Consider the following 13,905-nt stretch of genomic DNA (forward strand, 5'->3'; position numbering starts at 1 on the left):
AAAAGGAGCCTCCACCATGTGGTATTTCTCGTGGATACTCGGTCTGGGCCTGGCGTGCGCCTTCGCCATTCTCAATGCAATGTGGTTCGAGCTGCGCGAGGGGCATACGCATGACCCGCGCGCCAGCCGCAACGACGAGTGAGCGGCGGCACTAGCAGCCTCGAGCACGATCCCTCGGCAACCCTGGACAAACCGCCGCGCGCACAGTCGCGGTGGTTGATGGCGCTCGCCAAGGCGGCCAGGCTACCGCTGATGCTGGCGGGCGCCGCGCCCCTGTTGAGCGGCGTCTTGCTGGTCGTCCAAGCCTGGCTGCTGGCCAGCGTGCTCGATGCGGCCATCGTCAGGCAAGTACCGCGGCAAGAACTGCTCGGCGACATCCTGGTCATAGCCGGGCTGATGCTGCTGCGCGCCTGCATCACCTGGGCGGGCGAGCGCGCCGGCGCGGACGCGGCCGAGCGCATCAAGCGCCATGTGCGGCTATCGCTCTTCAGGCGCCTGGTGCAAAAAGGTCCCTATTGGAGCCGGGGGCAGGCGTCCGGGGAGCTGGCCAGCGCAGTGGTGGATCAGGTCGAAGCGCTGGACGGGTTCTTTGCCAAGTACCTACCCGCCATGGCCGCGGCCGCCATGCTGCCGGTCGCGTTTTCCGTGGTGTTGTTGCCCATGGACGTGATCGCCGGACTGGTCCTGCTGATCACCGCGCCGCTGATACCCCTGTTCATGGCCTTGGTCGGCTGGGGCGCCCAGGGCGCCAGCCGCAGGCACCTGCGCGCCTTCGCCCGCTTGTCGGGATTTTTCGCCGACCGGCTGCGCGGCCTGTCCACCCTGAAGCTATACGGCCGCGCCGAAGCTGAGGCAGCGTCGGTCGTGGCGGCCAGCGACGCGCTACGCCAGCGCACGATGTCGGTGCTGCGCATTGCCTTTCTTTCATCGGCGGTACTGGAGTTTTTTGCGGCGCTGGGCGTGGCCGGGGTGGCGGTCTACATCGGATTGACCTATCTGGGATTCCTGGACCTGCGCTGGTCGCCGTTGACCTTGCAGGCCGGGTTGTTCTGTCTGTTGATGGCGCCGGAGGTCTATGCGCCGCTGCGCCAGTTCGCAGCGCATTATCACGACCGCGCGGCCGCGTTGGCGGCGGTGTCGCAAATAGCGCTGCTGTTCGATGGCCTGCCGCAAGAAGCCGATGGCCAGGCTGGCGGCGGATCTGGCCCGCGCAATCTTGCTGAGGCCGCCGCAGGCCCAGGACGCGTTCCCGGGCGCCCTGGCTCAGGCGCCGCCCTTGCCATCGCAGGCTTGAATCTGGACGCGCCGGGCCGCAGCCTGGCGGTGCTTTCGGACGCCTGTCTGACGCTGGCGCCGGGCGAGCACGCCGCGCTGATGGGACCCAGCGGCATTGGCAAATCCTCGCTGATCGAGGCGATCGCACGCCTGCGTCCGTTCCAGGGGGACATCCGCATCGACGGCCTGCCTCTGCCTGAATGGGACGAGGCGGCGTTGCGCCAGCGCGTGGCGCTGATCGGTCAGAAGCCGCAGCTGCTGACCGGCTCCATCGCCGACAACATCCGTCTGGGTCGCCCCGACGCTACCGATGCCGAAGTGCAGGCCGCCGCGCGCCGCGCCTGTGTGCTGGAGTTCAGTGAGGCCTTGCCGCAAGGGCTGGCAACACCCTTGGGCGGCCGCGGGCACGGCCTGTCCGGCGGCCAGGCGCAGCGCGTCGCGCTGGCGCGTCTGTTCCTGCGCGATCCGGGGTTGATCCTGCTGGATGAACCCACGGCGCATCTGGACGAGGCTACGCAGGCGCGCGTGCTGGACGAGATCCTGGAATTCGCCGCCGGCCGCAGCTTGCTGTTGGTAACGCATGCGCCGGCAGTGGCGGCGCGACTGGGCCGGACCCTGCGCGTGGCCGGCGGAAAAGTGGAAGACGCATGAAGAATCTGTTGTTGCTCCTGCCGCTGTATGCACGCCGTAAAAGCGGGCTTTTGCTCGCATTGTTCTGTGCGCTGGCTACCGTGGCCGCAGGCGTGGGCCTGCTGGGCGTGTCGGGCTGGTTCCTGACCGGCGCGGCGCTGGCGGGGGCGGGCGGCGCGTTCAATCTGTTTGCGCCGTCGGCGCTGGTGCGAGGCTTGTCGTTCCTGCGCATCGCGGCGCGCTACGCTGACCGGGTGGTCGGCCATTCCGCCACGCTGCGCCTGTTGGCGGACCTGCGCGCGAAGGTGTTTTCGGCGCTGATCCGGCTCACGCCGCGGCAACTGGCGCGCTATCGCGACGGCGATCTGGTGGCGCGCATGACCGGCGACGTGGACGCGCTGGATACGGTTTTCCTGTTCGTGCTGGCGCCCTTGATTACCGCCGTGCTGGCGGGCACGGTGCTGACGGTGGTGCTGGGGCTGTGGGTGCCCGCTGCTGCGCTGGCGCTGGCGCTGGCCTTGCTGGTGGCCTGCGTGCTGGTGCCTTTATGGCTGCTGCGCGCCGCGCGCAAGCCGGGCGCGGCGGCCCAGGAGAGCGCGGCGGGGTTGCGCGCCGCGACGCTGGACGCGGTGGATGGACACGCGGACATGGTGGCCCTGCATGCGCAGGCGCAGACGGCTGCGCATTTCGAGCGCCTGTGCCAGGCCAGCGCGCTGGCCCGCCGCAGTCAGGCGCGGGTGGCGGTACGCGGGCAGTTCTTCCTGCAGGCCGCCGCCAGCGCCTCGGTGCTGGCCTTGCTCTGGTTCGGCCTGGACACGCTGGAAGCGGGGCGGATAGAAGGCCCGGTGCTCGCCGGGCTGTTGCTGGCGGTCATCGGAATCTTCGAAGTGGCCGGCCCGATCATGCGCGGGGCATCGCGCATGGGTTCGGCCATATCGGCGGCGGCGCGCATCCGCGAAGTCACGCAATGCGAGCCTGACATGCAGGATCCGTCCGCGCCTCGCGCCTTGCCCGACGGTGGCGCGCTGGAGCTGGATGGCGTGCGCTTTGCCTATCCCGCCCGAGGGGCTGCTCCCAGCCCGCTGGTGCTGGACGGCGTCACCTTGCGCGTGGCGCCCGGTGAGCGGATCGCCATCGTGGGGCCGAGCGGCGCGGGCAAGTCGACCTTGTTGCACCTGCTCCTGCGCCTGGAGGATCCACAGGCGGGACAGGTGCGTTTCGGCGGCTGCGACGCGCGCGCCTGTGCGCAGGCCGATTGGCACCGGCGCATCGCGCTGTTGTCGCAAGACGCGCCGGTATTCCTGGGGACCTTGCGCACCAACCTGCTCATCGGGGATCCCGGCGCGGATGATGCCGCCTTGTGGCGCGCGCTGGATGCCGCGAGGCTGGGCGATTTTGTGCGCGGCCTGCCCGATGGCCTGGATACCTGGGCGGGCGAGACGGGTTCGCAGTTGTCGGCCGGGCAGGCGCGCCGCCTGTGCCTGGCGCGCGCGCTGCTGTCACCCGCGGCAGTGATCGTGCTGGACGAGCCGACCGCAGGCCTGGATGGCGAGGCCGAAACGGCATTCTTCACCGACCTGGCAGGCGCCGTGGGCGGGCGCGCCGTGGTGCTTGCCAGCCACGCGGCCTTGCCCCCCGGGGCGGTCGATCGCCGCTATGTCCTGCAAGGCGGCCGGCTACAGGAATGTGAATGGTCATCGGGGACGGCAATCCTGGCTTAAGCGCGGTTGCGAGGTTATAGTTCGCCTTGCTTCAATTCTTCAGGGCCGTCTTCCATGCAGACCGACAACGCCGAGTACATCCGGCGCACCATCCGCAGCGTTCCAGACTGGCCCCAACCCGGTGTCATATTTCGCGACATCACGCCCGTGCTGCAGGATCCGCGCGCGTTCCGGGTGCTGATCGATCTTTTCGTCTACCGCTACATGCGCCAACGCCTGGACCTGGTGGCCGGCGTGGACGCGCGCGGCTTCATCGTGGGCAGCGTGCTGGCTTATGAACTCAATTTGGGTTTCGTACCCGTGCGCAAGAAGGGCAAGCTGCCGTTCCGCACCGTGGCCGAGGAATATTCGCTGGAGTACGGCAACGCGTCGGTCGAAATGCACACGGATTCCGTGCGCACCGGCCAGCGCGTCCTGCTGGTGGACGATCTGATCGCCACTGGCGGCACCATGTTGGCCGCCATCAAGCTGCTGCAGCGCCTGGGCGCCAACGTGGTTGAGGCGGCCGCCATCATCGACCTGCCCGACCTGGGCGGCTCCGCGAAGGTCGCCGCGACCGGCACGCCGCTCTACACCGTCTGTCAATACAGCGCCGACACCACCGCGTAGTAACTAAGCGTCCGACAGGCGCGGCTGGATAAAGTCCAGGAACGCCTTGGTCTTGGCCGGCAGCATGCGCGAAGGCAGCAGCGCGAAGAGCGGCAGGGGCGTCAGGCTCCACTCCGGCAGCACCCGCACCAGGCCTGCCTGCTTGATGGCGCGTTCCATCGCGTCGAAGACCAGCAGCGGCGTGATGCCCAGGCCTTGACCGGCCAGCCGTCCGAGCATGCCGACGTTGTTGGCCGAAAGTCGCCCCGACACTTGCACCCGTTCCACCTTGTCGCCCGAATGCAGCATCCAGAAGGATGACTCCTCACGCATGGTGGGGCGCAGGCATTCGTGATGGCTGAGATCCGCCGGCACGCGAGGCTCGCCGTGGCGCGCCAGGTACTCGGGCGAGGCATATAGCTGGTGGGCCATCAGCACGATCTTGCGCGAGATCAGGCTGGAGTCCGGCTGCTGGCCGAAGCGCAGGATCAGGTCGAACGGATTGCTGATGGGGTCGATCGGCCGCATGCTCAGATCGAAGTCGCATTCGATGTCCGGGTGCTGCTCGCGGAATTCGCTGATGACGGCCGGCAGGAACAACTGCGCCAGGCTGGTGGGCAGCGAGATGCGCAGGCGTCCCTTGGGCTGCACCGCCATGTCCAGCAGCTGATCGTGCGCGATGCGCGCTTCTTCCACGATATGCCGGCAGCGCTCGAAATAGATGGCGCCGGCCTCGGTCAGGTCGATCTTGCGCGTGCTGCGGTTGAGCAGCCGCATGCCGATGCTGCGTTCCAGTTCACTGACGCGGCGCGAGAGCGTGGACGTCGGAATATTCAAGGCTTCGGCCGCATGGCTGAAGTTCTTGCGCTTGGCGACTTCGACAAACAGAGCGATGTCGTTAAGCTGGATATCCATGAGGCCCTCGAAGTTCAAAATTCCATTTCTGGCAGATTTGTATGATAAATGGAATCATTGTCCCGCCAGTAGAAATGTCTATTTCCCTGCGCTGAACGGTGCATCTACCAGATCAATCGCACATCTTCCGTTACCCAGCTTGCTTGCGGCTGAATGGAGGCATGACTTGCCGTTGCATGATCGCGTTCCATGGTGTGCAGAAAATGCGCAGATTCTGAGGGTGGCGAGCAGTAATTGTCCCATTCATGCAAATATGTTCCCCAAAATAAGGGTTTTTACTAAGTCCCAATCGCCAGATACTTCGTCCCAGCAATCAAATTGTCATATCGCACCTGCCAGCCTGGCAGAAGACGATGTGCAAGGTTTAGGATGGAGTCATCGCAATGAAAGCCCTAGCTACCGCACTCATGGTTACCGCAACGCTGGTGGGTATGTCCGCCGCTCACGCAGATGGCAAGACGCGTGAACAGGTCCAACAGGAACTGCAAGCCGCCAAGGCCGCCGGCCAGGTCACGTTTGGTGAACTGGACTACCCGCCTGCCGCCGTCGAGCGCACCAGCCTGACGCGTGAGCAAGTCCAGCAAGAGCTGCAAAGCGCCAAGGCCGCCGGCCAGGTGACCTCGGCCGAACTGGACTATCCGCCCAAGGCCGCCGTGTCGCAAACCGCCGGCAAGACCCGCGAACAAGTCCGCCAGGAACTGGCCGAGGCCAAGGCCCGCGGCGAGTACACCTTTGGCGAATTGGACTACCCGCCCCAAGGCCGCTAAGCCGTCCTGCTGGCAAAGGATAAAAAGCCCCTCGATCTGGACTGACCGCTGGAGGTTGGATTTCTTCCAACTTCCGGGGATCGGTTCAATGCCGAGGGGCTTTTTTTCTACGCAGGGCGGATGCGTGCGCGCGCCCACTGCCGATAGTGTCGCGTTTCCGCATCAGAATTGTGCGGGCCAATCAACAACTCTTGTTGGTCTTCTGGGCCCGGCAGCAGAATATCCCTGGCGCGTCCGATATTTTGCGAGCTGTGATTCGCATTTGATATCAACGTGTTAACGCAGGTTTCCAAAGAGAGCAGCTGGTAAGTAGGCCGTCATTATCCCAACCATGGAAAGTAGTTCTTCGAAATCCGGGTTACTTCGAATTGGCGCAGGCTGGACACTGACTCCAGTGCATGCGCCGCTAACTTGTACGCAGCGGCACGCAGATTCCCGGCCCTGTGCGCGGTGGGTTTGCGGTTTGCCTTTCATCTCGCCATTTTGGGGACTTATATGAAGAAGACGCTATTGGCTGTCGCGCTGCTGGCTGGTTTTGCCGGCGCTGCGCAAGCCGCAGATTCCGTGACGCTGTACGGCTTGATCGACGCCGGTATAGGCTACGAGAAGGTCAAGTTCGACGGCAATTCGCAAAGCCGCTTCGGCGGCGTGCAAGGCGTGAGCAGCGGCTCGCGTTTCGGCCTGCGCGGCACTGAAGATCTGGGCGACGGCCTGCGCGCCGTGTTCACCCTGGAAGGCGGTTTCGGCCCCATGAATGGCAAGTCGCTGCAAAACGGCCGCCTGTGGGGCCGCCAGGCCACCGTGGGCCTGGACAGCGATACCTGGGGCCGTCTGGAATTCGGCCGCCAGACCAACCTGGCTTCGAAGTACTTCGGCTCGATCGACCCGTTCTCGATCAGCTACAACACCGCCAACATGGGTACCACGTTCGGCAGCGCCAACACCATGCGCCTGGACAATATGGTCCTGTACCAGACCCCCAGCATGGGTGGCTTCAAGGCGGGCATCGGCTACTCGTTCAGCGCCGATGACGCGGTCAGCGACACCTCGCAGACCGGCTTCCAGACCGGCAACAACAACCGCGTGCTGACCGCGGGTGTGCAGTACGTCAACGGCCCGTTGAACCTGGCCGCGGCGTATGACCGCTTCAACCCATCCAATGGCCAGACCGGCGGCAAGTCCGAAGCCCGCATCCAGGAATACATCCTGGGCGGTTCGTATGACTTCGAGGTCGTGAAGGTTGCGGCGGCATTCGGCCAGACCCGCGACGGCTGGTTCGTCGGCCAGAACATGGGCACCACGCCCGCTGGCATGCAGAACCTGGGTACGTTCAAGCTGGCTGACGGCTTCCGCGCCAATTCGTACATGATCGGCGCCACCGTGCCGCTGGGCCGCCACTCGGTCTTCGGTTCGTGGCAGCGCGCCACCGCCAGCAACGACAAGCTGACGGGCGACGACGCGACGTTCAACGTCTACAGCCTGGGCTACACCTACGACTTCACCAAGCGCACCAACCTGTACGCGTACGCCTCCTACGGCGACAACTACGCGTTCCAGCGCGATGCGACCGACACGGCAGTCGCCGTCGGTGTGCGTCACCGTTTCTAAGCGATAGGACGCCCGGCAAGACCTTGCTGAATGCGCGGCTCATCTCCGTGGGCCGCCGAGTGACAGCGAACCCCCGCGACTGGTTGTCGCCGGACGTTTCTTGAGCAGGGAAGGGAAGGGCCTCCGCAAGGAGGCCCTCTCGTTTTTTTAGGCGCCCGTGTGAAGGGCGTGGATTTAGAGGAACAGCTTGTAGGCCGGGTTGTCGGTCTCGTTCCAGTGGGGATAGCCCAGTTCCGCCACGAAGCTGCGGAACTGCTTCTTATCGGCAGGCGGCACCTGGATGCCGATCAGGATGCGGCCGTAATCCGCACCCTGGTTGCGGTAATGGAACAGGCTGATGTTCCAGTCCGGATTCATGGCGTTGAGAAAGCGCATCAGCGCGCCCGGGCGTTCCGGAAATTCGAAGCGGTACAACAGTTCGTTGCGCGCCAGCGCCGAACGTCCGCCCACCATGTGGCGCAGGTGGGTCTTGGCCATTTCGTCGTGGGTCAGGTCCAGCGTGTCAAAGCCATGGCGGCGGAAGTTGGCCGCGATCTTGTCGGGCTCGGACGCCGACGATACCTGGATGCCGACGAAGACGTGCGCGCGGTCCGCGTCGGAGATGCGGTAGTTGAACTCGGTGACGCTGCGCTCGCCCACCAGTTCACAGAAACGGCGGAAGCTGCCGCGCTGCTCCGGCATGGTGACGGCGAACACGGCTTCGCGCATTTCGCCGACTTCGGCGCGTTCGGACACGAAGCGCAGGCGGTCGAAGTTCATGTTGGCGCCGCAGGCGATCGCCACCAGCGTCTTGCCCTTCAGATGGTGTTCGGCCGCATACTGCTTGGCGCCGGCGACCGCCATCGCGCCGGCCGGCTCCAGCACGCTGCGCGTGTCCTGGAACACGTCCTTGATGGCCGCGCAAATCGCGTCGGTGTTGACCACCACGAAGTCGTCTACATACTGGCGCGTGAGCTTGAAGGTTTCGGCGCCCACCATCTTGACCGCCGTGCCGTCCGAGAACAGGCCCACGTCGTTCAACTGCACGCGGCGGCCTGCGCGCACGCTGCGCAGCATGGCGTCCGAGTCCTCCGTCTGCACGCCGATGATCTTGATTTCCGGGCGCAGCTGCTTGATGTAGGTAGCCACGCCGGCGATCAGCCCGCCGCCGCCGATGGCGACGAAGATGGCGTCGATCGGGCCGGGATGCTGGCGCAGGATCTCCATGCCCACGGTACCCTGGCCGGCGATCACGTCGGGATCGTCGAAGGGGTGGACGAAGGTCAGCTTCTCTTTCTTTTCCAGGATCTGCGCATGCGCATAGGCGTCGGAAAAGCTCTCGCCCGCCAGCACGACTTCGCCGCCCAGGCGGCGCACCGCGTCGATCTTGACCTGCGGGCTGGTGGTAGGCATGACAATGACGGCGCGGCACCCTAGCCGGCTGGCCGCCAGCGCAACGCCCTGGGCGTGATTGCCCGCCGAGGCCGCGATGACGCCGCGGTTGAGAGCGGCCGGGGGCAGGTTGGCCATCTTGTTGTATGCCCCGCGCAGCTTGAAGCTGAACACCGCCTGGGTATCCTCGCGCTTGAGCAGCACCGTGTTCGAAATCCGCTGCGACAGCAGCGGCGCCGTCTCCAGCGGAGATTCGACCGCGACGTCGTAAACCTTGGAAGTCAGGATGCGTTTCAGATAATCAGTGGACATGGCCTGCGGCTGGCGGCAAGAAGTAGGGAGGTGGGGCAGATTATGCACCCGCGCGCGGCTACACTCGCCCCACTATGGAAGAAAGTCTGTTATCCGCAGTGCATTGGATGCTGGGGTTGCTGGCGCTGCCTTCGGTGGGCCTGTCCGCGATCTTCACGGTTTCGCTGGTGTCCGCGACCCTGCTGCCCCTGGGTTCGGAACCGGCCGTATTCGGCTACATCAAGCTGGCGCCAGATATGTTCTGGCCGGCCATCCTGGTGGCGACCCTGGGCAATACCGTGGGCGGCGCCATCAGCTACGCCATGGGCCTGGGCGCTGAACGCGCCGTGCAGCGCTGGAAGGAACACCACCCCCATCCGCATCCCGACGCGACCGAAGGCGGACGCATGCGCGGACGCTGGAACGAGCGGGCTCATGACTGGATCCACCGCATGGGGCCGCCCGCCCTGTTGCTGTCCTGGCTGCCTGCCGTGGGCGATCCGCTGTGCGCGGTGGCGGGGTGGCTGCGGCTGTCGTTCTGGCCCTGCGTGTTCTACATGGCCATCGGCAAATTCCTGCGCTATCTGGTCATGACCGCCAGCCTGCTGTGGTTCTTTCCCGGCCAGGTCTAGCGCCGATATTGCAATTAATCGGGGACGCACCATCCCCGCCATTTCCGGGTTTCGAGCGCGTCCCTAGGGGTATTAGGGGTCAGACTCGGCCAATGGCATAAAATAGTTTTTTAAGGGCCCCCTCTCGCAGCCATGAACGCCCCACTCGCCAGCCACATCTTGAACGGGGCGATGCCGCCCGCAGTACCCGCGCGCTTGCGCGAAATCCCGTACAACTACACGTCGTTTTCCGACCGCGAGATTGTCGGCCGGTTGTTGGGCGACGACGCCTGGAGCCTGCTGAGCGACCTGCGCGGCGAGCGCCGCACCGGCCGTTCCGCCCGGATGCTGTACGAAGTGCTGGGCGACATCTGGGTGGTGCGCCGCAATCCCTATCTGCAGGACGACCTGCTCGACAACCCCAAGCGCCGCAAGCAGCTCATCGAAGCCCTGCATCACCGCCTGGGCGAAATCGACCGCCGTCGCGAACCGGATGTGCCCGCCGAGGCCGGCCATGATCCGCATCGCGACGAGAAGGTCGTCGGCCTGCTGGCGCGGGCGCGTTCCGCCATCGCCGCGTTCGAGGGCGAGTTCGACCAGACCGCCATGATGCGCAAGCAGGCGCAGAAGGTGCTGGGCCGCATCACCGCGCGCGACAACATCAAGTTCGACGGCCTGTCGCGCGTCTCGCACGTGACCGATGCCACCGACTGGCGCGTGGAATACCCCTTCGTGGTGCTGACGCCGGACACGGAAGACGAGATCGCGGCGCTGGTCACCGCCTGTATCGAGCTGGGGCTGACCATCATTCCGCGAGGCGGCGGCACCGGCTATACCGGCGGCGCCATTCCGCTGACCTGGAAGTCGGCGGTGATCAACACCGAGAAATTCGACAAGCTCGGCAAGGTCGAGTCCTGTTTGCTGCCCGGGCTGACCGAGCCCGTGGCGGTCATCCATGCCGGCGCCGGCGTGGTGACTAAGCGCGTCTCCGAGGCCGCCGAGGCGGCCGGCTTCGTGTTCGCCGTCGATCCGACCTCGGCTGAAGCTTCCTGCGTGGGCGGCAACATCGCCATGAACGCGGGCGGCAAGAAGGCCGTGCTGTGGGGCACCGCGCTGGACAACCTGGCCTGGTGGCGCATGGTCGACCCGAACGGCAACTGGCTGGAAGTCAGCCGCCTGGACCACAATATGGGCAAGATCCATGACGTGGACGTGGCGCGCTTCGAGCTCAAGTGGTTCGACGGCCGCGGCAAGCCGGGCGAGCGCCTGCTGAAGACCGAAACCCTGGAAATCCAGGGCCGCGTATTCCGCAAGGAAGGCCTGGGCAAGGACGTCACGGACAAGTTCCTGGCCGGCCTGCCCGGCATCCAGAAGGAAGGCTGCGACGGCCTGATCACGTCGGCGCGCTGGGTGCTGCACCGCATGCCGCGCTACACGCGGACGGTCTGTATGGAGTTCTTCGGCCAGGCGCGCGACGCGATTCCGTCGATCGTCGAGGTCAAGGGCTACCTGGACGGCGAAGGCCGCGCCCGCGGCGCCATCCTGGCGGGGCTTGAGCACCTGGATGAACGCTATCTGCGCGCGGTGGGCTACGCCACCAAGAGCAAGCGCGGCGTGCTGCCCAAGATGGTCCTGATCGGCGACATCGTCGGCGACGACGAAGACGCCGTGGCCGCGGCGTCGAGTGAAGTGGTGCGCCTGGCCAACACGCGCCATGGCGAAGGCTTCGTGGCCGTCAGCCCCGAGGCGCGCAAGAAGTTCTGGCTGGACCGCTCGCGCACCGCCGCCATCGCGCGCCACACCAACGCCTTCAAGATCAACGAAGACGTGGTGATCCCGCTGCCCCGCATGGGCGAATACACGGATCACATCGAACGCATCAACATCGAGCTCTCGACCCGCAACAAGCTCAAGCTGCTGGGCGAGCTGGACGCCTATCTGTGCACGCCGTTGCCCGTCGGCAAGATCGACGACACGGACGTCGAGACCACCCGCGCCGAAATGCTGGTCGAGCGTACGCGCCAGGCGCTCGAGCTGCTGGCCGCCGTCAGGCAGCGCTGGCAGTGGCTGCTGGACAACCTGGACCTGCCGCTGATGCAGGCGCTGCCCGAGCTGCATGGCCTGGGCCTGGGCGAATTGCAGCCGGCGCTGTCGGACCGCCTTGCGGCGCAGCCGGGCGCGTGCGTCTTCGACGTGGTGCAGGATCGCACCATCCGCCTGTCCTGGAAGACCGAAGTGCTGGCTGGCCTGCAGCGCACCTTCTCGGGCGCGGCCTACAAGAAGATCGTCGACGAACTGGTCGCCATCCACGGCCGCGTGCTCAAGAGCCGCGTCTTCGTGGCGCTGCACATGCACGCCGGCGACGGCAACGTGCACACCAACATCCCGGTCAACTCGGACGACTACGAGATGCTGCAGGAGGCCCACCAGGCCGTCGAGCGCATCATGCAGATCGCCCGCGACCTGGACGGCGTGATCTCGGGCGAGCACGGCATCGGCCTGACCAAGTACGAATTCCTGACCGAAGCCGAGCTGGCGCCGTTCCAGGACTACAAGCGCCGCGTTGATCCCAACGGCCACTTCAACGCCGGCAAACTGATGCCCGGCGCGGACCTGCGCCACGCCTGGACGCCCAGCTTCAACCTGATGGGCCACGAGTCGCTGATCATGCAGCAAAGCGACATCGGCGCGATTTCGGAATCCATCAAGGACTGTTTGCGCTGCGGCAAATGCAAGCCGGTGTGCGCCACCCACGTGCCGCGCGCCAACCTGCTGTACTCGCCGCGCAACAAGATCCTGGCCACTTCGCTGTTGGTGGAAGCCTTCCTCTACGAAGAGCAGACCCGCCGTGGCGTCAGCCTCAAGCACTGGGAAGAGTTCGAGGACGTGGCCGACCATTGCACCGTCTGCCACAAGTGCTACAACCCCTGTCCGGTCGACATCGACTTCGGCGACGTGTCCATGAACATGCGCGCCGTGCTGCGCCGCATGGGCCGCAAGTCGTTCAATCCGGGCACGGCCAGCGCCATGTTCTTCCTGAACGCCAAGGATCCGGCCACCATCAACGCCACTCGCAAGGCGATGGTGGGCGTGGGCTACAAGGTCCAGCGCGCCGCGCACGACCTGCTGTCGGGCCTGGTGAAGAAGCAGACCGCCGCGCCGCCGGCGACGGTGGGCAAGCCGCCGCTGCGCGAGCAGGTGGTGCACTTCGTGAACAAGAAGATGCCCGGCGGGCTGCCCAAGCAGGCGGCGCGCAAGTTGCTGGACATCGAGGACGCGAACTACGTGCCCATCATCCGCGATCCCAAGGCCACCACGGCCGACACGGAAGCGGTGTTCTACTTCCCGGGCTGCGGTTCGGAACGCCTGTTCTCGCAGGTGGGCCTGGCTACGCAAGCCATGCTGTGGCATGCGGGCGTGCAGACCGTGCTGCCGCCGGGGTACCTGTGCTGCGGCTATCCCCAGCGTGGCAACGGCATGACGGACAAGGCCGAGCAGATCATCACCGACAACCGGGTGCTGTTCCACCGCGTCGCCAACACGCTGAACTACCTGGACATCAAGACGGTGGTGGTCAGCTGCGGCACCTGCTACGACCAGCTGGCCGGCTACGAGTTCGACAAGATCTTCCCGGGCTGCCGCCTGATCGACATCCACGAATACCTGCTGGAAAAGGGCATCAAGCTAGAAGGGGCCAAGGGCGTGCGCTACATGTACCACGACCCCTGCCACACGCCCATGAAGCTGCAGGAGCCCATGAAGACGGTGCGCGCCCTGGTCGGCGACGACGCCATCAAGAGCGACCGCTGCTGCGGCGAATCGGGCACCCTGGCCGTCAGCCGCCCCGACATCTCCACGCAGGTGCGCTTCCGCAAGCAGGAAGAACTGCTCAAGGGCGATGCCGAGCTGCGCAGCGACGGCTTCACCGGCGATGTGAAGGTGCTGACCTCGTGCCCGTCGTGCCTGCAAGGCCTGTCGCGCTATGAGGGCGACACCGGCATGGACGCCGACTACATCGTGGTCGAGATGGCGCGCCACATCCTGGGCGAAGGCTGGATGGAAGAGTACGTGCGCCGCGCCAACGCGGGCGGCATCGAGCGGGTGCTGGTCTAAGCCGGTACGCGCAGC

At 65.6% G+C, this 13,905-nt stretch carries 10 protein-coding genes; 8 read left to right on the forward strand and 2 right to left on the reverse strand.

Annotated features, from left to right (window positions below):
- Positions 1–16 precede the first annotated feature (16 nt).
- The 4 genes from cydX to IPU70_RS20680 are packed head-to-tail and all read left to right on the forward strand — an operon-like array spanning position 17 to position 4,235.
- Positions 17–142, forward strand: a complete 126-nt coding sequence (cydX, locus tag IPU70_RS20665) for a cytochrome bd-I oxidase subunit CydX (RefSeq protein ID WP_042796116.1) — start codon at positions 17–19, stop codon at positions 140–142.
- Entirely contained in the window at positions 139–1,926 is a 1,788-nt protein-coding gene (gene cydD / locus IPU70_RS20670) for a thiol reductant ABC exporter subunit CydD (protein WP_207469863.1), read from the forward strand. Before cydX ends, cydD begins: the two co-directional genes overlap by 4 nt.
- Positions 1,923–3,626, forward strand: a complete 1,704-nt coding sequence (cydC, locus tag IPU70_RS20675; RefSeq protein ID WP_207469867.1) for a thiol reductant ABC exporter subunit CydC — start codon at positions 1,923–1,925, stop codon at positions 3,624–3,626. The genes cydD and cydC overlap by 4 nt, the downstream gene beginning before the upstream one ends.
- Positions 3,627–3,680: 54 nt before the next feature.
- Complete coding sequence (locus IPU70_RS20680) at positions 3,681–4,235, forward strand: adenine phosphoribosyltransferase (RefSeq protein ID WP_207469868.1); 555 nt, start codon at positions 3,681–3,683, stop codon at positions 4,233–4,235.
- 3 nt (positions 4,236–4,238) lie between these two features.
- Here the strand turns inward: IPU70_RS20680 and IPU70_RS20685 are convergent, their stop codons facing one another.
- Complete coding sequence (locus IPU70_RS20685) at positions 4,239–5,129, reverse strand: LysR family transcriptional regulator (protein ID WP_013396712.1); 891 nt, start codon at positions 5,127–5,129, stop codon at positions 4,239–4,241.
- Between the two features lie 383 nt (positions 5,130–5,512).
- Here IPU70_RS20685 and IPU70_RS20690 point away from each other — a divergent pair, with 383 nt between their 5' ends.
- Positions 5,513–5,896 (forward strand): DUF4148 domain-containing protein, encoded by a 384-nt coding sequence (locus IPU70_RS20690; protein ID WP_013396711.1) that lies wholly within the window; start codon positions 5,513–5,515, stop codon positions 5,894–5,896.
- A gap of 495 nt (positions 5,897–6,391) precedes the next feature.
- Positions 6,392–7,504 (forward strand): porin, encoded by a 1,113-nt coding sequence (locus IPU70_RS20695; protein ID WP_207469869.1) that lies wholly within the window; start codon positions 6,392–6,394, stop codon positions 7,502–7,504.
- A 174-nt stretch (positions 7,505–7,678) separates the two neighbouring features.
- Here IPU70_RS20695 and ilvA read toward each other — a convergent pair whose 3' ends face one another.
- Positions 7,679–9,226: a threonine ammonia-lyase, biosynthetic gene (ilvA, locus tag IPU70_RS20700; RefSeq protein WP_256439246.1), complete on the reverse strand. Its 1,548-nt coding sequence runs from the start codon at positions 9,224–9,226 to the stop codon at positions 7,679–7,681.
- 35 nt (positions 9,227–9,261) lie between these two features.
- On the opposite strand from ilvA, the gene IPU70_RS20705 reads away from it, so the two are divergent.
- Positions 9,262–9,798 (forward strand): YqaA family protein, encoded by a 537-nt coding sequence (locus tag IPU70_RS20705; protein ID WP_207469871.1) that lies wholly within the window; start codon positions 9,262–9,264, stop codon positions 9,796–9,798.
- Between the two features lie 132 nt (positions 9,799–9,930).
- Positions 9,931–13,890, forward strand: a complete 3,960-nt coding sequence (locus IPU70_RS20710) for an FAD/FMN-binding oxidoreductase (RefSeq protein WP_207469872.1) — start codon at positions 9,931–9,933, stop codon at positions 13,888–13,890.
- Positions 13,891–13,905 lie beyond the last annotated feature (15 nt).

The sequence above is a fragment of the Achromobacter sp. SD115 genome, assembly GCF_017355315.1.
Classification (GTDB): domain Bacteria; phylum Pseudomonadota; class Gammaproteobacteria; order Burkholderiales; family Burkholderiaceae_B; genus Achromobacter; species Achromobacter xylosoxidans_B.